The 19,599-nt window shown below is 66.6% G+C and carries 17 protein-coding genes and 3 pseudogenes; 9 read left to right on the top strand and 11 right to left on the bottom strand.

Going from position 1 to position 19,599, the window contains the following annotated elements:
- Nucleotides 1–95: 95 nt before the first annotated feature.
- Nucleotides 96–977: an NAD(P)-dependent oxidoreductase gene (locus RUTHE_RS04280; RefSeq protein ID WP_021097066.1), complete on the top strand. Its 882-nt coding sequence runs from the start codon at nt 96–98 to the stop codon at nt 975–977.
- Nucleotides 978–1,197: 220 nt separating this feature from the next.
- On the opposite strand, the gene RUTHE_RS04275 is transcribed toward RUTHE_RS04280, so the two are convergent.
- The 6 genes from RUTHE_RS04275 to RUTHE_RS04250 form a co-directional block, all read right to left on the bottom strand.
- On the bottom strand, nt 1,198–2,463 hold the full coding sequence (locus RUTHE_RS04275) for a branched-chain amino acid ABC transporter permease (RefSeq protein WP_425413931.1): 1,266 nt from the start codon (nt 2,461–2,463) through the stop codon (nt 1,198–1,200).
- 74 nt (nt 2,464–2,537) lie between these two features.
- On the bottom strand, nt 2,538–3,548 hold the full coding sequence (locus tag RUTHE_RS04270; RefSeq protein WP_021097064.1) for a branched-chain amino acid ABC transporter permease: 1,011 nt from the start codon (nt 3,546–3,548) through the stop codon (nt 2,538–2,540).
- Nucleotides 3,549–3,593: 45 nt separating this feature from the next.
- Nucleotides 3,594–4,349, bottom strand: coding sequence for an ABC transporter ATP-binding protein (locus RUTHE_RS04265; protein WP_051150374.1), 756 nt, complete (start codon nt 4,347–4,349; stop codon nt 3,594–3,596).
- 74 nt (nt 4,350–4,423) lie between these two features.
- Nucleotides 4,424–5,200, bottom strand: coding sequence for an ABC transporter ATP-binding protein (locus tag RUTHE_RS04260; RefSeq protein WP_021097062.1), 777 nt, complete (start codon nt 5,198–5,200; stop codon nt 4,424–4,426).
- Nucleotides 5,201–5,295: 95 nt separating this feature from the next.
- A complete protein-coding gene (locus tag RUTHE_RS04255) occupies nt 5,296–6,480 on the bottom strand; it encodes an ABC transporter substrate-binding protein (protein WP_021097061.1) in 1,185 nt (394 codons plus the stop codon).
- Nucleotides 6,481–6,573: 93 nt separating this feature from the next.
- Entirely contained in the window at nt 6,574–7,587 is a 1,014-nt protein-coding gene (locus RUTHE_RS04250) for a GlxA family transcriptional regulator (RefSeq protein ID WP_021097060.1), read from the bottom strand.
- A 200-nt stretch (nt 7,588–7,787) separates the two neighbouring features.
- On the opposite strand from RUTHE_RS04250, the pseudogene RUTHE_RS04245 reads away from it, so the two are divergent.
- Nucleotides 7,788–9,159 (top strand): annotated as a pseudogene (locus tag RUTHE_RS04245) (class II 3-deoxy-7-phosphoheptulonate synthase).
- Here the strand turns inward: RUTHE_RS04245 and RUTHE_RS04240 are convergent.
- Entirely contained in the window at nt 9,156–9,725 is a 570-nt protein-coding gene (locus tag RUTHE_RS04240) for a PAS domain-containing protein (protein ID WP_425413930.1), read from the bottom strand. The pseudogene RUTHE_RS04245 and the gene RUTHE_RS04240 overlap by 4 nt on opposite strands.
- Before the next feature lie 160 nt (nt 9,726–9,885).
- Here RUTHE_RS04240 and RUTHE_RS04235 point away from each other — a divergent pair, with 160 nt between their 5' ends.
- The 3 genes and pseudogenes from RUTHE_RS04235 to RUTHE_RS04225 all read left to right on the top strand — a co-directional run bounded on the left by RUTHE_RS04235 (nt 9,886) and on the right by RUTHE_RS04225 (nt 11,993).
- Nucleotides 9,886–10,800 carry a YicC/YloC family endoribonuclease gene (locus tag RUTHE_RS04235; RefSeq protein ID WP_342662205.1) on the top strand — a complete coding sequence of 305 codons (915 nt, stop codon included), beginning with the start codon at nt 9,886–9,888 and terminating at the stop codon, nt 10,798–10,800.
- Between the two features lie 19 nt (nt 10,801–10,819).
- Nucleotides 10,820–11,463: pseudogene (gmk, locus tag RUTHE_RS04230) on the top strand (guanylate kinase).
- Nucleotides 11,460–11,993, top strand: coding sequence for a gamma carbonic anhydrase family protein (locus tag RUTHE_RS04225; RefSeq protein ID WP_021097056.1), 534 nt, complete (start codon nt 11,460–11,462; stop codon nt 11,991–11,993). Before gmk ends, RUTHE_RS04225 begins: the two are co-directional and overlap by 4 nt.
- Here RUTHE_RS04225 and RUTHE_RS04220 read toward each other — a convergent pair.
- The gene (locus RUTHE_RS04220; RefSeq protein ID WP_021097055.1) at nt 11,974–12,300 is read right to left on the bottom strand and encodes a hypothetical protein; all 327 of its coding nucleotides are present in this window, start codon (nt 12,298–12,300) and stop codon (nt 11,974–11,976) included. The genes RUTHE_RS04225 and RUTHE_RS04220 overlap by 20 nt on opposite strands.
- 209 nt (nt 12,301–12,509) lie before the next feature.
- Here RUTHE_RS04220 and RUTHE_RS04215 point away from each other — a divergent pair.
- Nucleotides 12,510–13,546: pseudogene (locus RUTHE_RS04215) on the top strand (ATP-binding protein).
- A gap of 349 nt (nt 13,547–13,895) precedes the next feature.
- On the opposite strand, the gene tsf reads toward RUTHE_RS04215, so the two are convergent.
- Together tsf and rpsB are read right to left on the bottom strand one after the other, a co-directional pair.
- Nucleotides 13,896–14,810, bottom strand: a complete 915-nt coding sequence (tsf, locus tag RUTHE_RS04210; protein WP_021097052.1) for a translation elongation factor Ts — start codon at nt 14,808–14,810, stop codon at nt 13,896–13,898.
- A gap of 76 nt (nt 14,811–14,886) precedes the next feature.
- Entirely contained in the window at nt 14,887–15,654 is a 768-nt protein-coding gene (rpsB, locus tag RUTHE_RS04205; protein ID WP_021097051.1) for a 30S ribosomal protein S2, read from the bottom strand.
- Nucleotides 15,655–15,865: 211 nt separating this feature from the next.
- Between rpsB and RUTHE_RS04200 the strand changes: the two genes are divergently transcribed.
- From RUTHE_RS04200 to RUTHE_RS04190, 3 genes are all read left to right on the top strand, one after another.
- Nucleotides 15,866–16,777, top strand: coding sequence for a PfkB family carbohydrate kinase (locus tag RUTHE_RS04200; RefSeq protein WP_040645282.1), 912 nt, complete (start codon nt 15,866–15,868; stop codon nt 16,775–16,777).
- Complete coding sequence (locus RUTHE_RS04195) at nt 16,774–17,685, top strand: pseudouridine-5'-phosphate glycosidase (protein ID WP_021097049.1); 912 nt, start codon at nt 16,774–16,776, stop codon at nt 17,683–17,685. The genes RUTHE_RS04200 and RUTHE_RS04195 overlap by 4 nt, the downstream gene beginning before the upstream one ends.
- Nucleotides 17,686–17,764: 79 nt before the next feature.
- A complete protein-coding gene (locus RUTHE_RS04190) occupies nt 17,765–18,511 on the top strand; it encodes a DUF502 domain-containing protein (protein ID WP_021097048.1) in 747 nt (248 codons plus the stop codon).
- Here RUTHE_RS04190 and RUTHE_RS04185 read toward each other — a convergent pair.
- Entirely contained in the window at nt 18,508–19,293 is a 786-nt protein-coding gene (locus RUTHE_RS04185; protein ID WP_021097047.1) for a 3-hydroxybutyrate dehydrogenase, read from the bottom strand. The two genes, RUTHE_RS04190 and RUTHE_RS04185, sit on opposite strands and share 4 nt — an antisense overlap.
- Between the last annotated feature and the right edge of the window lie 306 nt (nt 19,294–19,599).

Genomic DNA, 19,599 nt, shown 5'->3' with positions numbered 1-19,599 from the left:
CGGAACTCTCGCGTGTTCTGGCGTGGACCGGGGCGGTTGACGGCGCGGGACGGGCGGGTCACCCATTGGCAGGGAATGCGTCGGGGAGCAAGCGCATGGCAGATCACGACAGGCCGAGGCTGGCCTTTCTCGGGCTCGGGGTCATGGGCGGTCCGATGGCGGGTCATCTGGCCGCGTCCGGTGCCGCGGTGACGGTCTACAACCGCACCGCCGCCCGGGCCGAGGCCTGGGTCGCCCGTCACGGCGGTCGGGCCATGCCCACCCCGCGCGAGGCGGCCCTGGGCGCAGAGGTCGTCCTGGCCTGTGTCGGCAATGACGACGACCTGCGTGCCGTCTGTCTCGGGCCGGACGGGGCCTTTGCGGGGATGGATCCCGGCGGCCTCTTCATCGACCACACCACTGTCAGCGCCCAGGTCACGCGGGAGCTGGCGGCCGAGGCGGCGCGGCGTGGCATCGGCTATGTCGATGCCCCCGTCTCCGGCGGCCAGAAGGGGGCCGAGACCGGCCAGCTCTCGATCATGTGCGGCGGCTCGGAGGAAGACTATGCCCGGGCCGAGGCGATCATGAAGCCCTATACGCGCATCTGCCGCCGGCTGGGTGAGGTGGGCTCGGGCCAGCTTGCCAAGATGGCCAACCAGATCGCCATCGCCGGACTGGTGCAGGCCCTGTCCGAAGCGCTGGCCTTCGCCGAAAAGGCAGGCCTCGACGGTCGTGCGCTGGTGGAGGTCATCTCGCAGGGGGCCGCCGGATCCTGGCAGATGGTCAACCGGCACGAGAGCATGCTCGACGGCCATTTCGATCATGGCTTCGCCGTGGACTGGATGCGCAAGGATCTGGCCATCTGCCTGGCCACCGCGCGCGAGATCGGCGCCGCACTGCCCGTCACCGCGCTGGTGGATCAGTTCTACGCCGATGTCCAGGCTATGGGCGGGGGGCGCTGGGATACCTCGAGCCTCATCCTCCGGCTGCGCCGCTGAGGGCAGGGCCGGGGGCCATCCGCTCCACGGTCTGGCCCCCGGACCGGCCCGATTCGCGCAACACCCACCGCGCGTTGCGCTTACGATTCGTTAACCCGTCTGAGGCAAACCGGGCCCGTCGGCGCATCCCGCGCCCGGAGGATTGTCGGTCATGCCCCTGTCTCGCGCCTGCTGCCATGCCGTCCGGCCTTCCCCCGGCGAGGGAAGGCCCGATCGGCGGCTATCGCTCCGGGATGAGCCCGCGGGGCGAAAAGCGCAGCACGAGGAGCAGCACCACCCCCATGGTCAGCAGGCGCATCTGTTCGCCCGCATCGGCCAGCCGCTGGGCCATGAAGGATCCCTCGGGCATCATCGTGGCGAGGCTGCCGAACACGAGCTGCCCCAGCGGCGCGACGATCACCCACAGCCACCAGATCAGGAGGCCTCCCAGGATCGCCCCCCAGTTGTTGCCCGATCCGCCGACGATCACCATCACCCAGATCAGGAAGGTGTAGCGCAGCGGCTGGTAGCTGCCGGGGGTCAGCTGACCGTCAAGCGTGACCATGATCGCCCCGGCAATGCCGATGACGGCCGAGCCGAGGACGAAGATCTGCAGGTGCCGGGCGGTGACATCCTTGCCCATGGCTTCGGCTGCGACCTCGTTGTCGCGGATCGCGCGAACCATCCGGCCCCAGGGGCTCTTCAGGGCGAGCTGCGACAGCAGCAGCACGAGGCCCAGCACCGCCAGGATCAGCAGCATGTAGAGGAGGTTGACCCAGATCTTGGAGGCATCCACGGCATTGAGGCCGAAGCGCGCCGCCTGCTCGACGAAATCGGGGCTCCGCTGAAGGTCGATCTCGCGCGGGACGGGGCGGGGGATGCCGATCACGTTCTTGACCCCGCGGGCCAGCCAGTCCTCGTTCTTGAGCACGGCCAGGATGATCTCGGCGATGCCCAGCGTGGCGATGGCCAGGTAGTCGGACCGCAGCCCCAGGGCTGTCTTGCCGATCAGCCAGGCTGCGCCTGCCGCCAGGAGCCCCCCGGCCGGCCAGGCGAGCAGCACCGGCAGGCCCAGGCCGCCGAGATAGCCCGTGGCGGCGGGCGTCACGGCCTCGACGGCGACGATGCCGGGGTCGATCACGCGCCGGAACAGCACAAATCCGGCGATGCCCACGGCGATCATGACCGCCATGCGCCGGCGCGACGGGGCCATGCGCATGCGCAGCAGGACAAGCAGGACCACCGTCGCCGCCCCGAGCAGCAGGCCCAGCAGGATGCGCAGGCCGCCAGCGGCCCAGGCCTCTGTCACGGGGGGCATGGCGATCAGCACCGCGGCAAGGCCGCCGAGGGCGAGGAATCCCATCACCCCGATGTTGAACAGGCCGGCAAAGCCCCATTGCAGGTTCACCCCCAGCGCCATGATCGCCGAGACGAGGCCCATGTTGACGACGAGCAGCGCATAATTCGCGCCCATCAGGAACCCCGTGAGGACCAGCAGCACTCCCATCCCCAGGAACAGGAGCGGTGTGCGCAGGCTGTCGCGGGCTGGTGTGGCGATGGCGCGGGTCTGCGGGACGGTGGTCATACCGATTGCCCCCTGAAGAGGCCCGTGGGCCGGAACAGCAGCACGATGATGAGGATCGCGAAGGAGACCGCGAACTTGTATTCCGTGGACATGAGCTGGAGCAGCCCGTCGGGGGCCCAGCCCTCCGGCAGGGCGTACAGGACGACCTTCCGCCAGGCATATGTCAGCATCACCTCGGAGAAGGCGATGACAAAGCCGCCGGCGATGGCGCCCAGCGGATTGCCCAGCCCCCCCACGATGGCCGCTGCGAAGATGGGGAGGAGCAGTTGGAAATAGGTGAAGGCCTTGAAGCTCTTGTCCAGGCCGTAGAGCACCCCCGCCGTGGTCGCCAGCGCGGCGACGATGATCCAGGTGATGGCCACGACGCGTTCGGGGTTGATCCCGGACAGCAGGGCGAGATCCTCGTTGTCGCTGAAGGCCCGCATCGACTTGCCGGTGCGGGTGTGGTTGAGGAACCAGAACAGCAACGCCACGGCGATGGCGGCGGTGACGACGGTGATGGCCTGCGAGGACCGGATGGCAAGCCCCTCCTCGAGGCCGGACCATTCCTGAAATCCGCGCGCCGAGACGAGGAAGCGGGCACCGTCGGCAAAGGTGACATCCCCGACGCCGATGATGAAGCGCACGATGCCGTTCATGACGAACATCACGCCCATCGACACGATGACAAGGATGACGGGTGCGGCCTTCCTTTCGCGGTAGAAGCGGTAGACCACGCGGTCCGTGCCCAGCAGGAGCAGGGCCGTCGCCACGATCCCCACGGGCAGCGCCAGAAGGGCCGTCGGCAGTGGGCCGAATGTGATGCCGAGCGCCTGCAGCCCGAAGGTGCAGAGGATGGTGATGGCGGTCCCGAAGGCCATTGTGTCGCCATGGGCAAAGTTGGAGAAGCGCAGGATGCCGTAGATCAGCGTCACTCCCAGCGCGCCCAGGGCCAGCTGCGCCCCGTAGGAGACAGCGGGAACGAACACGAAATTGAGAAAGACCACGAGGGCGTTGAGAAGGTCCATCAGCGAACCCTTTCTCTGGAAGAGGAATGGCTTGCCGTGCTCATCTCAACCTCCGAGGAAACTCTTGCGCACCTGCGGGTCGGCCAGCAGATCCTTGCCGGTTCCGCTGAAGGCATTCGCCCCCTGCACGAGAACATAGCCCTTGTCCGCGATTTCGAGCGCCTGGCGCGCATTCTGCTCGACCATCAGGATGGTGATTCCCGTCCGGGCGATCTCGATGATGCGGTCGAAGAGCTCATCCATCACGATGGGAGAGACCCCGGCCGTCGGCTCGTCGAGCATCAGGACACTGGGCTGGGTCATGAGGGCGCGGCCGACCGCAACCTGCTGGCGCTGGCCGCCGGACAATTCGCCGGCGGGCTGTCGCCGCTTCTCGCGCAGGATCGGGAACAGCTCGTAAACCTGCTCCATCGTTCGGGAAATGTCGTCCTTTCGAAGAAAGGCGCCCATTTCCAGGTTTTCCTGCACGGTCAGCGAAGGAAAGATGTTGCGGGTCTGAGGGACGAAGGCCATCCCCTTGGCGACGCGGTCCTGCGGGCTGAGCCGGGTGATGTCCTCGCCGTTCAGCCGAACGCTGCCCTGGCGCAGATCGAGCATCCCGAAGATCGCCTTCATCGCGGTGGATTTGCCAGCCCCGTTCGGCCCGACGATGACGGCAATCTGGCCCTTCTCCGCCGCGATGGTGCAGCCGTTGAGGATCGATGGCCCGCGGCCATAGCCGCCTACCATCGCTTCGCCCACCAGGAAGGCGTTGACGACGCTCGTCGCAGGTTGCGTGGCCGTCGGGACGATCGGGTCCATGGGTATCGCGTCTCGAGGCCGGGTGATGGACAGGTCACGATTGCCGCGATCATCGCGGAGCGGATCTTCGCTAATCATGCCGCCCCCTTGTTCTTCAGGCCGCGCCCCAGATAGGCTTCGATCACGGCCTCGTTCTTCATGATCTCGGCTGCGCTGCCTTCGGCCAGCACCTTGCCCTCGGCCATGACGATGATCGGGTCGCAGAGCCGGGCGATGAAATCCATGTCGTGTTCGATGACGCAGAAGGTGTATCCGCGTTCGCGATTGAGGCGCAGGATCGCGTCGGCGATGGTATTGAGCAGGGTGCGGTTCACGCCGGCCCCCACCTCGTCGAGGAAGACGATGCGGGCCTCGACCATCATCGTCCGGCCCAGCTCGAGCAGCTTCTTCTGCCCACCCGACAGGTTGCCTGCCTTTTCATCCGCCAGATGGGCGATGGTCAGGAACTCCAGGACTTCGTCGGCCTTGCGGGCCAGGGCGGCCTCTTCCTCGCGGATGCGGCGGCGGCCAAACCAGGTATTCCAGAGCCTTTCGCCGGATTGGCCGGGGGGCACCATCATCAGGTTCTCGCGCACCGTGAGGGTGGGAAATTCATGCGCGATCTGGAAGGTGCGCAGCAGGCCCTTGTGGAAGAGCTCGTGCGGCGGCAGGCCCGTGATGTCCTCTCCGGCCATGGTCACGCGGCCCGAGGTCGGGGGCAGACGACCCGCAATCACATTGAAAAGCGTTGTCTTTCCGGCGCCGTTCGGGCCGATCAATCCGGTGATGCTACCCTGCCGGATCTTCAGCGAAACTCCGTCCACGGCACGGAAGCCGCCGAAATGCCTGTGCAGGTCGTGGACCTCGATCATCCCTGTCCCCTTTGTCTTGGGGGGCCGCGCCCCCGATGCGCGGCGGCCCGGGGCCATACCCCGGGCCGCAACGGCAGGTCAATCTGCCCTTCGGTTCAACGGAAGCGGACAGTGACGATCTCGCCGTCCTTGAACTCGACTTCGCGGTAGTTGCCTGCGGATTCGCCCGGCCCGATCAGTTCCACGGCCGTAGCGCCTTCATAGTCGATGTCCTGACCGGCGGCGATCAGCTCCAGCGCCTTGGCCAGCTCGCCGGGGAAGATCTGCTCGCCCGGCGCATTGGCAAGGTCCATGACCTGCGCCGTCCAGGCAGCCGAGTCGGTGGAGCCGGCCTTGGCCATCGCCAGCATGATGAGGGCGGCGGCATCGTAGCTTTCGGGCGCAAAGGCCGACGTGCCGTCAAAGCCCTGCGCAGCGGCGATCTCCTGCCACATCGCGGCGCCCTGGCTGTCGGTGCCGGGATACTGACCGAAGGAGTTCTCGAGCCCCGCGCCCAGCGCATCGACGATGTCCTGGCCGATCATGCCGTCGGGCAGCACGAAGGTGTCAAAGGCCCCGGTATCGAGCGCATTCTGGATGATGCCACGACCGCCCTGATCGGTGTAGCCCGCCACGACCAGCACTTCGGAACCGGTGGCCGCCAGCGCCGCGACCTCGGCCGAGTAGTCGGCCTTGCCGTCCTCATGCGGCGCAGCCAGCGTGACCGTGCCGCCCATCTCGGTAAAGGCGGCCTGGAAGGAGTCGGCCAGACCCTTGCCATAGTCGTTGTTGGTGTAGGTCAGGGCGACTTCGGTGATGCCGCGGTCCATCAGGATCTCGCTCATCACCACACCCTGACGGGCGTCGGAAGGCGCGGTGCGGAAGAACAGACCGTTGTCCTCGACGGTCGAGAGACCGGGCGAGGTGGCCGAGGGCGAGATCATCCCGATGCCGTTCGGCACTGCGACATTGGTCAGGATGGCATTGGTGACGCCCGAGCAGTCGGCCCCCATGATCGCGTTGATGCCGCCTTCCACCAGGCCTTCGGCTGCGGCTGTGGCCGCGGCGGCATCGATGCAGGTGGAATCGGCCCGCTCGGAGACGACCTGCTGCCCCAGGATGCCGCCGGCGGCATTGACCTCGGCAATGGCGACTTCGGCAGCCTGCGCCATGAAGGGCGTGATCGATTCCAGCGGACCGGTGAAGCCGAGGATGATGCCGATCTTCGGCGCGGCGTCCTGCGCCGCGGCCGCACCGGCGAGCAGCGCCGTGGCCCCGACGGCCAGAAGCAGTCTTTTCATCATTGTCTCCCTGACAGGACTGAATCCCTGCGGCGACAGGCTAGTGACAGTTGCCGCCGTTGTGAAGCGGGGTTTCGGTCATGCGCCCCTGCGTCAGATCGACAGGCGCATGGGTGGAGAGCCCTGCGTGCCGCGCTCGCGGTAGGGAGTGGTCCCGTAATGGGCACGGTAGCATTTGGAGAAATGCGAAGGACTGGCAAAGCCGCAGGCCAGCGCCACGTTGATGACGCTCATGTCGGTCTGCATCAGCAGGTTGCGGGCCTTCTGCAGGCGCAGCTCCATGTAGTAGCGCTTGGGCGAGCGGTCGAGATAACGCCGGAACAGCCGCTCCAGCTGGCGGGTGGACAGGCCCACCTCATGGGCGAGAGAGGCGGGCGAGACCGGCTCCTCGATGGCCTGTTCCATCATGTGGATGACGCGGGACAGCTTGGGATGCCGCACGCCGATCCGGGTGGGAATCGACAGCCGCTGCGTGTCCTGATCAGTGCGGATGCTGGAATAGATGAGCTGGTCGGCCACGGCATTGGCCAGATCCTCGCCATGGTCACTGGCGATGATCTTCAGCATCAGGTCGATCGAGGCCGTCCCTCCGGCCGTCGTCATGCGGTTGCCGTCGATAACGAAGACGGATTTGGTCAGCGTGACGTTCTCGAACTCCTCGCTGAAGGAATCCTGGTTTTCCCAGTGGATCGTCGCGCGCTTGCCATCGAGAAGGCCCGCCTTTGCCAGAGTATGGGCTGCGGTGCACAGCCCCCCGATGGTCACGCCGCGCCGGGCCTCGCGTCGCAGCCAGTTGACGACGGTCCGGGTGCTGGCGGCATGCACGTCGATGCCGCCGCAGACAAGAATCGTGTCATCCCGGTCCAGCGGCTCCAGATCCATGTCCAGCTTGAAGACGGTTCCGTTGGAACAGGTCACGCTCTCGCCTCCCTCGCCGGCGAGGACCCATTCGTAGAGACGCCGCCCGGCCATGCGGTTGGCGATGCGCAGGGGCTCGAGGGCGCAGGCAAAGCTCAGCATCGTGAAATCGCGGAGCAGGACAAAGACGAAGCGTCGCAACCGCGGCGCAGCAGCGACGGACCCGACGGGCTGGGGGCGCATGTTCATGGGACACCTGGCGATGGACGCTCGCGGCACGAGCGCCCGACAGGAACATCTGGCATCTTTGTCGGCCGTCTTCAAGATCGCCGCGATGCCGGATGCGTCATTTTGGGTCGCTGCCGGACGGCCGGTCCGTGCGTTTTCCGTTGGCGTTCCTCGATGCCCGCCCTATAAGCCGCGCCGGACGATCCGAGGGGAGCGACATCATGGCCGACTGGCAGAAGACCGACTGGCGCCGCAAGCCCAGGGTGCAGATGCCCGACTATGCCGATCAGGAGCGCCTGCAGAAGGTTCTGGCACGGCTGGTCTCCTATCCGCCCCTCGTCTTTGCCGGCGAGGCGCGGCGGCTCAAGACCCTGCTGGGGAAGGTTGCCGCGGGGGAGGCCTTCCTGCTCCAAGGTGGCGACTGCGCCGAGAGCTTTGCCGAATTCTCGGCCGACAATATCCGCGACACCTTCAAGGTGATCCTGCAGATGGCGATGGTCCTGACCTTCGGCGCCAAGGTGCCGGTGGTGAAGGTGGGCCGCATGGCCGGTCAGTTCGCCAAGCCGCGCTCCTCGCCGGTCGAGGTGGTCGGGGGCAGGGAGCTGCCGTCCTACAAGGGCGACATCATCAATGGCTTCGAGCCGACGCCGGAGGCGCGCGAACCGGACCCCGACCGCATGCTCCAGGCCTATCTCCAGTCGGCCGCGACTCTGAACCTGCTTCGCGCCTTCTCGACAGGGGGTTATGCGGATATCCACAAGGTTCATGCGTGGACGCTCGGCTTCACCGCCTCGCCGGAGGCCGAAAAGTATCGGGAGATGGCCAACCGCATCACCGACACGCTGGACTTCATGCGTGCCGCCGGCATCCACGAGGAGGCTTCGCATACTCTTCAGACGGTCGAGTTCTTCACCTCGCACGAGGCACTGCTGCTCGATTACGAGGAGGCGCTGACCCGCATCGATTCGACGACGGGCCAATGGCTTGCAGGATCCGGGCACATGATCTGGATCGGCGACCGGACGCGCCAGCCCGATGGGGCGCATGTGGAATTCTGCCGCGGCGTGCAGAATCCGATCGGGCTGAAATGCGGTCCCTCGCTGACGACCGGCCATCTCAAGGCGCTGATGGCCAAGCTCAATCCGCGCAACGAACCGGGCCGCCTCACGCTGATCGCGCGCTTCGGCGCGGGCAGTGTCGGGGACCATCTGCCGCGCCTGATCCGCGCCGTCCAGGAAGAGGGCGCCCATGTGGTATGGTCCTGCGATCCGATGCACGGCAACACGATCAAGTCGTCAACCGGTTACAAGACCCGCCCCTTCGAAAGCGTCCTGCGCGAGGTGCGCGAGTTCTTTGCCATCCATAATGCCGAGGGGGACGATTCCCGGCGGCGTGCATTTCGAGATGACGGGCAAGGACGTGACCGAATGCACCGGGGGGGTGCGGGCGGTGACGGACGAGGATCTCAGCGATCGCTATCACACCGCCTGCGATCCGCGCCTCAATGCCAGCCAGGCGCTGGAGTTGGCCTTCCTCGTGGCCGAGGAGCTGTCTGCGCGCCGCGCCGGGATGTTGCGGGCCGAGGCCGTCTAGACGGTGTTGTCCACCACAAGGCGGAGCCGGGGCCTTGCCCCCGGGTCCTGCCGCGGGGATCCGGGGCCCAGGGCCATGGCAGCCCGGTATGGCGGGGACGCGATTCGCTCCCACCGTGCCGGGCTGTCTTCGCTGATCGTGAAGGGGGCCGCCGCACGCCGCGTCGGCCCATCGAGGAACAGGCCCCCCAGGATCTGGGTCGCTTCGTTCCGGTGATCGAGAAGCGGCAGCAGCAGCAATCGTCCGGACAGGCCGGGCCGGAATGCCTTTGGCTGCGAGCGGATCGGCAGATCGGCCAGGCCGGGGCTGTCCAGACAGCAGTCGATCCAGCGGCCGAGGGCCGGACGCGAGGGCAGGGCGAACAGCACGGACAGGGGCATGCCCCGCATCTCGCCCCCGAGATACCCTGCCAGGGCCTGACCGACGAGGCGCAAGCGGCCAACGCCTGGGGCCACGCGTGTGAGGATGAAGGCATGGGGCAGGGCTTCCTCCATGAGGGAGGGATCGATGTCTCCGCGTCTGGGAAGGATGTCCTGCCGGGGAAGCGCCCTCCAGCAGGCTTCCATGACGGCCTTGGCCGATGACCCAGCCGGCATGTCGCGCCGCGAGAGCACATCCGGCCCCATTCCGTTCCGTTCCATCTCCTGTCTCCCGCCCCCTCTTTTCCCAGTCTAGCGCATCGGCGGGAGAAGACTGTTACTAAAGTATTAAATCGTTAATGTGCGCGTGAGCAGGACAAAGCGAGGTGAGGCCGTGATCCGCTCCATGACGGCCTTTGCGCATCGGCGGAGCCAGATCGGCTCTCTTGGCTTTGAATGGGAAGCGCGGTCGGTGAACGGCCGAGGGCTCGATCTCCGGCTGCGCCTGCCGGACGGTCTCGAGGGGCTGGAACCGGCGGTGCGTTCCGCGGTGACGGCGCGGCTGACCCGTGGTCATGTCGCCGTCACGCTGCGCCTGTCGCGCCCCCTGCGGGAGGGCATCTTCGCCATCGACAGCGAACAGCTCGATCGCGTGCTCGATGGGATCCGCATGGTCCAGGCGCGGGCCCACGAAAAGGGACTGACCCTCGCGCCGGCATCTGTCTCTGATGTGCTGGCCCAGCGCGGTGTCGTCGTCATGGGCGCCGCAACGGAAGAGGAAGGATTGCACGGCGCGCTTCTGCAGGGGCTCGATGCGGTTCTCGACGATCTGCTGGCCATGCGCGAAGCGGAGGGACGGGCGCTGGCCCGCGTGATCGCAGAACAGGTCGATGGCATCGCCCGTCTTGTCGAGGAGGCCGCAGAACTGGCCCGGGCCCGTCTCGAGGAGACCCGACAGAAGCTGCCGGAGGCGCTTCGCCGGATGACGGCAGAGCTGGCCCATGCCGACGAAGACCGGCTGACCCAGGAGCTCGCCCTGATCGCGCTGCGCAATGATGTGACCGAGGAAATCGACCGTCTCCGTGTCCATGTGGAGACGGCCCGTGCCCTTGTGACCGATCCGAAGCCTGCCGGACGGCGGCTCGACTTCCTGGCCCAGGAATTCAACCGCGAGGCCAACACCCTGTGCAGCAAGGCCAGCCATGCCGCCCTGACCCGGATCGGCCTTGACCTGAAGGCGGCCATCGACCAGATGCGCGAGCAGGTCCAGAACGTGGAGTGAGGGCGTGACATCCCAGACCCTGCCACCGCGGCGCGGCCTTCTGATCATCCTGTCCTCGCCCTCAGGGGCAGGCAAGTCGACCCTGGCCCGCCGCCTTCTTGCCGCTCAGCCCGAGTCTCCTTCTCGGTCTCGGCGACCACACGCCCCCCCCGACCGGGCGAGATCGATGGCCGGGAATACCACTTCGTCTCGCGCGAGGCCTTTCGCGCGATGGTCGAGAGGGGCGAGCTTCTGGAACATGCCGAGGTCTTCGGCAATCTCTATGGTTCGCCGCGCGCCCCGGTCGAGGCGGCCATGGCTGCCGGGCGCGACACCCTCTTCGACATCGACTGGCAGGGGGGGCAGCAGATCCGCAACTCGCCCCTGGGGCGCGAGGTGGTCTCCATCTTCATCCTGCCGCCCTCCATGGCCGAACTGGAGCGGCGTCTGCGCAGTCGCGCGCAGGACAGCGAGGAGGTGATCCGCGGACGGATGGCACGCGCGATGGCAGAGACAAGCCATTGGGCAGAATATGATTACGTCCTCGTCAACCGCGATCTGGATGAAACCGACAGGATGGTGCAGGAAATCGTCCGGGCCGAACGCCTCCGTCGCGAGAGGCAGCCATGGCTCAACGGCTTTGTCCGCGGTCTTGCCGCCGAGTTCGAGGGCATGGCGGGATGATCTGGGCGCTCGATGGTCAGGAACCGGAGATCCATCCCACGGCCTGGATCGCGCCCTCTGCGCAGGTGATCGGCAAGGTCCGCATCGGCGCACGGGCCTCGGTCTGGTTCGGCGCCGTCCTGCGGGGCGACAATGAATGGATTGAGGTGGGGAAAGAGACCAACATCCAGGAGAATGTCGTCTGCCACACCGACTGGGGCTTTCCCCTGACGATCGGCGCGCGCTGCACCATCGGCCACAAGGCGATGCTGCATGGCTGCTCCATCGGCGAGACGACCCTGATCGGCATGTCGGCGACGATCCTGAACGGTGCGGTCATCGGGCCGGAATGTCTCGTCGGGGCAGGGGCCCTCGTGACGGAAGGGAAACGGTTCGAGGCACGCAGCCTGCTGATGGGCGTGCCGGCGCGGGCCGTTCGCGAGCTCGATGCCATGGCCGTCGCCGGGCTGCACCGATCCGCGGAGGGCTATGCCGCAAATGCAGCGCGCTTTGCCGCAGGACTGTCTGCCGTCACGACCGGCTGTCGTTGATCACGAAGAGATCGAAGTCGAGATCCGGGGCGACCGAACGCATTTCGGCGCGAATGGCATCAGGGTCTGGCACGGGATTGGTCAGCGCGCGGTATCGCCCGGCATATCCCAGGGCATCGAGCCGCTGGGCCACATCCAGGGCGTCGAAATCCTCACCCATTAGGGGCGAGAGAACCAGATCGGGCTTCAACGCGTGCAAAAGATCGGCCGACAGATCCTCGAACCTTGCGAAGTGGAATCCCTCGATCTCCGGCAGAATGCGGCCTTCTGCGTGCCAGCTGCGCAAATTGCCGATAACCAGAATCATGGATCGCTGCAGGTTCGGATGGCATGGGCACCGGATTCACGGGAACAGGACACGCATGAGGGAAAGACAGGGCACGGGTTGACAGCCGGATCGCCGCAGCACGTTGTGACCGCGGAATCCCTGACACGGGGGGCGATCATAGAAGCTCGTCCGCGACAGACAATGCCGCATGTTCAACTTCAGCGGGAAATCGGGCGAAGGAGTCGTGCATGTCACAGGATGCCATCCTGACCGTCTTGGCGCTGCCGACGCCGACCCTCCTGATCGGCCCGGACGAACGGATCGAGGCGATCAACAGCGCTGCCCGTGCCCTGTTCGGCCATGACGGAACGGGGCGGCATTACATCACCGTCCTGCGGCAGCCCGCCACCCTGGAAGCGATCGAGCGGACCCTGACCGACCGTCAGCCCCCGAGGGGCGCTATCTCGGCCGGGAGGGAAGCCGTGACACGACGTGGAGAATCTTCACCCGTCCGCTCGAGCTTCCGAGCGGAGCCCGTGTTCTGGTCTGCTTCGAGGACATCACCGCCGTCGAGGAGGCCGGCCAGATTCGCCGCGACTTTGTCGCCAATGTCAGTCACGAGCTGCGCACGCCCCTGACGGCCTTGCTGGGTTTTGTCGAAACCCTCCAGGGACCGGCGCGGGAGGATCCAAAGGCGCGCGAACGCTTCCTCAAGATCATCGCGGCCGAGGCCTCGCGCATGGCGCGTCTCGTAGACGACCTGCTCAATCTGAGCCGCGTGGAGGCCGAGGAACGGCAGCGTCCCGTGGCACGGGTCGATATCGCCGATCTGGCCAGATCGGTGGCCGCGACACTTGAGCCGCTGGCTGCAAAATGGACGACGGCGATCCATCTCGAGGTGCCCGAGCTCGGAGCCATCGTTCCGGGGGATGTCGGCCAGCTCCGGCAGGTTCTGCTGAATCTCATGGAGAATGCGGTCAAGTATGGCGGGTCGGGCGGCCCCGTGACGGTGCGGGTGATGCCGCCGCAGGACGAGCCTTCGCTGCGCCGTCGTTGTGTGCGGATTGTCGTCGAGGATCGCGGTCCGGGGATCGCGGCACATCACATTCCGCGCCTCACGGAACGATTCTATCGCGTAGACACGCACCGTTCGCGCGAGGTGGGGGGGACAGGTCTGGGCCTGGCCATCGTGAAGCATGTGATCAACCGCCATCGCGGTCGGCTGCGGATCGAGAGCGAACCGGGAAAGGGGAGCCGGTTCAGCGTGATCCTGCCCGTGGAGTGACGGAACAAGGAAGTCGCATAATATATATTATGTAAAATAAGCATGTGACCGGAGTCATGCCGGCCGTTCGGACGCCAGCTCTCGCCATCAAGGGAAAGATGCGCTATCTCTCGGTGGAATGACGGATCCGGCCCTGACGGCCGGCTCTGACGACCGCGGCGACACCTCCGCAATTTCGGACCGGCGCGCAGCGGACCGGCCTCTCTTGCTCGAGAGGCCGGTGGTGGCGGGTCCGGTGTTTGCACCGGACCGCCGCCAGATCCCGCGAAGTTTCGGCGTCGCTGCGCCGGGTCTCGGGGGTCGTCGGCGACACCGCACATTGTCCTGCGCGGTGTCGCCGGTTCTTCCCTCAGCTGCGGGCGGCTTCGGCCGCCGCGTTCATCTTCGCCACTTCGGCCGCGAAGTCCTCTTCCTTCTTCTCGATTCCTTCACCGACAGCGAGACGCACGAAGCCCGTCACGGTCACCCCCGCCGCCTGCGCGGCCTCGGCAACGGTCTGATCGGGATTCACCACAAAGGCCTGACCGAGCAGCGTGTTCTCGGCGACGAACTTCTTCATCCGGCCGGGGATGATGTTGTTGCGGATCACCGCCTCGGGCTTCGGCTTGGCGGCGGATGCGTTCTCCTCCAGCGCCTTCTGCGTCTGGATCTCCAGCTCCTTGGCCAGCACGGCCGGATCGAGCGAGGCTTCGTCCAGCGCCGCAGGATTGGCCGCAGCGACATGCATCGCGATCTGCCGGCCGATGCCGTTGTCCGGCCCGCTCAGCGCCACGAGCACACCGATCTTGCCCAGGCCTTCGCCAGCGGCGTTGTGGACATAGCTGACCACCGTCTCGCCTTCGAGCGCGACCATCCGGCGGATCGTCATGTTCTCGCCGATCCGGGCGATAGCATCGGTGACCGCGGCCTCGGCTGTCTTGCCGCCGATATCGGTCTGCTTGAGCGATTCAAGATCCGTCGCCTTGAGCGCCGCATGGGCAACATCACGCACAAGGGCCTGGAATTCCGCATTCTTGGCGACGAAATCGGTCTCCGAGTTGACCTCGACGACGACGCCCCGTCCCCCTTCAACAGCAACGCCGACCAGACCCTCGGCCGCGGTGCGCCCGGATTTCTTTGCCGCCTTGGCCAATCCCTTGGTCCGCAGCCAGTCGATGGCGGCATCCATGTCGCCATTCGTTTCGGTCAGCGCCTTCTTGGCGTCCATCATCCCCGCGCCGGTCGCCTCGCGCAGTTCCTTCACCATGCTCGCGGTGATCGTCATCTCATCCTCCTTCAAACGGATTCGGGCGGGTCTGAACCCGCCCGATGAAGCGTCCCGGACGGCCCGGCCCGGTCCGTCAGCCCTGCGCGGCAGCCTCCTGCATGGCCTCTTCGACCAGCGCTTCCATCGCACCGATATCCACGCCGGCGGCATTGAGCTGGGCGCTCATTCCGTCCAGTGCGGCACGCGCCACAAGGTCGCAATAGAGCGTGATCGCACGGGAGGCGTCGTCATTGCCCGGAATGATGTAGTCCACCCCTTCCGGCGAGCAGTTCGTGTCGACCACCGCAACCACCGGAATGCCGAGCTTGCGCGCCTCCTTGATCGCGAGATCCTCCTTGTTCACATCGATCACGAAGAGGAGGTCGGGGATGCCGCCCATCTCGCGGATGCCGCCCAGCGAGGCCTGCAGCTTCTGCTGCTGCCGCTCCATCCCGAGCCGCTCCTTCTTGGTCAGCCCCTCGAAGCCCCGCTCGGCCGCCTCGTCGATGGCCCGCAGGGTGTTGATCCGCTGCGAGATCGTCTGCCAGTTCGTGAGCGTGCCGCCCAGCCAGCGGTGATTGATGTAGAACTGTGCCGAACGCTCGGCCGCGTCGGCGATGGGCTTCTGCGCCTGCCGCTTGGTCCCGACGAACAGGACGCGCCCGCCCTTGGCGACGGTATCCCGCACAACGCGCAGCGCCTGCTCCAGCAGTGGCACGGTCTGGGTCAGGTCGATGATGTGGATGCCGTTGCGCGAGCCGTAGATGTAGGGAGCCATGCGCGGATTCCACCGCGCGGTCTGATGGCCGAAATGAACGCCCGCCTCGAGAAGCTGGCGCATGGTGAATTCGGGAAGAGCCATGTCCTCGTCCTTTCCGGTTTGAGCCTTCGACGGAGGATCAGGACCCGGATGCCTTCCGGCACCCCTGCCCCAACCGGTGGACGGCGGAGGATGTCTCCCCCCGACGCCCGCCTCCGCCTGCGAAGTGTGGCGGCCTTAGCGGCAGCCTGCCGAAAAGACAAGGCCCGCGCCTGCGTTGACCGGACGCCTCGACCCGGGCATCACCCGCGACATGGTCGAACGCGCGGTCTGCCCCCCTCCTCCCGACATCCTCTGCATCGGTGCGGTGCTGTGGGATGTGATCGGCCGCACCACCGCCCCCCTCGCCCCGGGGGCCGACATGCCCGGCCGCATCATCCGCCTTCCCGGCGGGGTGGCCATGAACATCGCCATGACGCTCGTCCGGTTCGGCCTGACCCCCGCCCTGCTTACCGCCATCGGTCGGGATGCAGAGGGCGATACCCTTCTGGCCGAGGCCGCGCGCATGGGCATGCGCACCGATTTCGTCCATCGCTCCGATCATCTGCCGACCGATCGCTACATGGCGATCGAAGGTCCCGAAGGCCTTTTTGCCGCCATTGCCGATGCCCATTCCCTCGAGGCGGCCGGAGACCGCATCCTGGCTCCGCTGGCCGATGGCCGGCTCGGCTCCGACGCGGCGCCCTGGAGCGGTCCCGTGGCCCTCGACGGCAATCTCACACCCGATCTGCTGGCCCGCATCGCCGGCTCTCCCCTCTTCGCACAGGCCGATCTGCGGGTGGCGCCCGCCAGTCCCGGCAAGGCCGAACGGCTGCTTGCCCTGCTCGGGCATCCGAAGGCGACCTTCTATGTCAATCTCGAGGAAGCCTGTCTTCTCTGCCGGAGACGGCTGTCCGATGCCGCAGACGCCACTGCGGCCCTGCTGGCCCTCGGGGCGCGGCGTGTCATCGTAACGGATGGCGGCCGTGGCCTTGCCGATGCCGACGGGAACGGCCTTGTTCAGATCCGCCCGCGCGCCGTCACGGTTCAGAGGGTGACCGGCGCGGGTGACACGCTGATGGCGGCTCATCTCGTCGCCGAACGCCGGGGCATCCCGCGGGACGAGGCTCTCGCCTTCGCGGCCGAAGCTGCAGCACGATATGTGGCAGGGGAGACAGAGATTTGATCGATCTGCGATTTTCACGCGAGGTTGAAGCAGCACGGCAGGAGGGCCGACCGCTTGTCGCGCTCGAATCAACCATCATCACGCATGGGATGCCCTGGCCGCGCAACTTCGAGACGGCCCGACAGGTGGAAGCCACCATCCGCGAAGCCGGCGCCACACCGGCCACCATCGCGATTCTCGACGGCATCCTGCATGTCGGTCTGGAACCGGACCAGATGGAGAGGCTCGCCCGGGCCGACGGCGTGCGCAAGGTCTCGCGTGCCGATCTGGCGCTCTGCCTTGCCGAGGGGGCAACGGGGGCGACCACGGTGGCCGCCACGATGATCGCGGCACGGCATGCGGGGATCGAGGTCTTCGCGACCGGCGGAATCGGGGGGGTTCATCGCGGGGCGGAACGGACATGGGACGTCTCGGCAGATCTGCAGGAACTGGCCCAGACGCCGGTCACGGTCGTGGCCGCAGGACCGAAGGCCATCCTCGATCTGCCCCGGACGCTCGAGGTGCTCGAAACGCTGGGCGTTCCGGTCATCGCCTTCGCTCAGGACGAGTTGCCCGCCTTCTGGTCTCGCCGCTCGGGTCTGCGCGCGCCGCAGCGGCTGGACGACCCGGCCCTGATCGCCCGCGCCCATCGTCTGCGCGCGGCGCTGGGCCTGCCAGGCGGTCAGCTTGTGGCGAATCCGATTCCCGAAGCGGACGAGATCCCCGCCGAAACGCTCGCCCCCCTGATCGAGCAGGCCCAGGCCGAGGCGGAACGGGCAGGGATCGCTGCCAAGGAGGTGACTCCCTTCCTGCTGTCCCGGTTGCTCGAACTGACGGGCGGGCGCAGTCTGGAGGCGAACATCGCCCTTGTTCTCAACAATGCGCGCCTGGCGGCGCGGATCGCCCGGTCACTCGCGGAAATGGCATGAAGGATGGCGCTGGCCGCCATTGCGGGAAGGCCGGTCCCTGCCCTAGACAGGATCCGCCAGAGGACCGAGTCCCCCTGACATGACCGCACCCGCGAAGCCTCCCCGGCCCCGTCACTGGCTGATCACCCGCATCGCCAGCGCGATCCGCAACAACTTCTTCGCGGGCGTCGTGGTCATTGCGCCCCTGGGCCTGACCGTCTGGCTCATCTGGACGGCGGTCGGCTGGGTGGACGGCTTCGTGATGCCCTTCGTGCCGCGCTACTGGCATCCGGATGCGATGATCAACCGGTGGCTGGGCAATCCCCGGGGATCGCCCGAATGGATCGATGTCAACATCCGCGGTGTCGGAGTTGTCGTCTTCCTGATCTTCACGGTCCTCATCGGCTGGATGGCCAAGGGGCTGATCGGTCGCAGCCTGCTGCGCGCCGGAGAAGAGATCCTGGGCCGCGTGCCCGTCGTCCGATCCGTCTACAACGCCGTCAAGCAGATCGCGGAAACGCTCATCTCGAACTCCGAGGTGAAGTTCGAGAAGGCCTGTCTGGTGCAGTTCCCGCGCAAGGACTGCTGGACGATCGCCTTCATCACGGCACCGGCCAAGGGAGAGCTGCGCGAACGCCTGTCCGACGGAGAGGACGATCCCTGGGTCTGCCTGTTCCGTCCCAATACCCCGAACGCCACCACCGGCTATCTGTTCTTCGTCCGCCGGTCGGAGATCATCGAACTCGACATGACGCTCGAGGATGCGGCCAAGCTCGTGATCTCGGCCGGGCTGGTCTATCCGGGGGAGATGCCGCGCGGCACGCTTCGCAACGGCGAGGGCGTCTAGAGCGCCGTCCAGCCGCCATCGACGCTGATCGTCGTGCCGGTGATCTGCGCCGCGGCCTCCGAACAGAGGAAGACCGTCGTGCCGCCGATCTGCTCGACCGTCGCGAACTGCCGCGACGGCTGGCGCGCCAGCATCACTTCGCGGATGACGGTTTCGCGGTCCATGCCATGCGTCCGCATCTGATCCGGGATCTGCGCCTCCACGAGCGGGGTCAGGACATAGCCGGGACAGATCGCGTTGCAGGTGATGCCCTGCCCTGCCACCTCCAGCGCAACCGTCTTCGTGAGACCGACCAGACCGTGCTTCGCGGCGACATAGGCCGCCTTGTAGGGGGAGGCGGTGAGGCCATGCGCCGAGGCCATGTTGATGATCCGGCCCCATCCCCTTGCCCGCATGCCCGGCAGCGCGGCCGCGATCGTGTGAAAGGCAGAAGCCAGATTGATCGCCAGGATTCGATCCCAGGTCTCGGGTGGGAAGTCTTCAATGGGTGCGACATGCTGGATCCCCGCATTGTTCACGAGGATATCGCAGCCGCCGGCCTGCGCGATCAGCGCCCGGCATTCCTCCCCCTGACTCATGTCGGCACGGATGTAGCGGACCGTCACCGAAAATTCATCGGCCATGGCCTGCGCGATGGCATGATCCTCGGGCCGGTCGGTGAAGGAGTTGAGGGTCACGGCCGCACCGGCCCCCGCCAGGGCGCGCGCCACACCCAGGCCGATCCCGGATGTCGAACCGGTCACGATCGCATGACGGCCTTCGAGAGGGCGGGAAGAGGACATCTGTCGGCTCCGTCGGATTACGCAGATGCAGCATGACCAGGTCAGGCTTCCGGTGCAACGGCCTGCCGCCTGCCTTGCTCATCCTTGTCCATCAAGAGGGGAGAAGCGGCGACTCCCGTCCCGCCTCAAGTGATTCGGTCAACCTCTTGCCCCTGTGGATAAAGATGGAACATCACCGGGTGATTCCCGCCTGCGAGGGCGATTCGGACGGCAGCGCGGCCGCGTTCCGCCCGCCACCCGACGGCCTGGGGTTTGGGGCCGCGATGCGAAGCCCCGGGAATCCTGAGATTTTGCTTGAAGTTGTCC

Origin of the sequence: Rubellimicrobium thermophilum DSM 16684 (assembly GCF_000442315.1) — a bacterium.
GTDB classification, from domain to species: domain Bacteria; phylum Pseudomonadota; class Alphaproteobacteria; order Rhodobacterales; family Rhodobacteraceae; genus Rubellimicrobium; species Rubellimicrobium thermophilum.
This window is presented reverse-complemented; position numbering and strand designations above follow the sequence as displayed.

Excerpts from the sequence above, each read along its gene's own strand:
- RUTHE_RS04280 (WP_021097066.1), top strand. The coding sequence starts at position 96 with ATGGCAGATCACGACAGGCCGAGGCTGGCCTTTCTCGGGCTCGGGGTC.
- RUTHE_RS04275 (WP_425413931.1), bottom strand. The coding sequence starts at position 2,463 with ATGGGAGTGCTGCTGGTCCTCACGGGGTTCCTGATGGGCGCGAATTAT.
- RUTHE_RS04270 (WP_021097064.1), bottom strand. The coding sequence starts at position 3,548 with ATGGACCTTCTCAACGCCCTCGTGGTCTTTCTCAATTTCGTGTTCGTT.
- RUTHE_RS04265 (WP_051150374.1), bottom strand. The coding sequence starts at position 4,349 with ATGGACCCGATCGTCCCGACGGCCACGCAACCTGCGACGAGCGTCGTC.
- RUTHE_RS04260 (WP_021097062.1), bottom strand. The coding sequence starts at position 5,200 with ATGATCGAGGTCCACGACCTGCACAGGCATTTCGGCGGCTTCCGTGCC.
- RUTHE_RS04255 (WP_021097061.1), bottom strand. The coding sequence starts at position 6,480 with ATGAAAAGACTGCTTCTGGCCGTCGGGGCCACGGCGCTGCTCGCCGGT.
- RUTHE_RS04250 (WP_021097060.1), bottom strand. The coding sequence starts at position 7,587 with ATGAACATGCGCCCCCAGCCCGTCGGGTCCGTCGCTGCTGCGCCGCGG.
- RUTHE_RS04240 (WP_425413930.1), bottom strand. The coding sequence starts at position 9,725 with ATGGAAGCCTGCTGGAGGGCGCTTCCCCGGCAGGACATCCTTCCCAGA.
- RUTHE_RS04225 (WP_021097056.1), top strand. The coding sequence starts at position 11,460 with ATGATCTGGGCGCTCGATGGTCAGGAACCGGAGATCCATCCCACGGCC.
- RUTHE_RS04220 (WP_021097055.1), bottom strand. The coding sequence starts at position 12,300 with ATGATTCTGGTTATCGGCAATTTGCGCAGCTGGCACGCAGAAGGCCGC.
- tsf (WP_021097052.1), bottom strand. The coding sequence starts at position 14,810 with ATGACGATCACCGCGAGCATGGTGAAGGAACTGCGCGAGGCGACCGGC.
- rpsB (WP_021097051.1), bottom strand. The coding sequence starts at position 15,654 with ATGGCTCTTCCCGAATTCACCATGCGCCAGCTTCTCGAGGCGGGCGTT.
- RUTHE_RS04200 (WP_040645282.1), top strand. The coding sequence starts at position 15,866 with ATGGTCGAACGCGCGGTCTGCCCCCCTCCTCCCGACATCCTCTGCATC.
- RUTHE_RS04190 (WP_021097048.1), top strand. The coding sequence starts at position 17,765 with ATGACCGCACCCGCGAAGCCTCCCCGGCCCCGTCACTGGCTGATCACC.
- RUTHE_RS04185 (WP_021097047.1), bottom strand. The coding sequence starts at position 19,293 with ATGTCCTCTTCCCGCCCTCTCGAAGGCCGTCATGCGATCGTGACCGGT.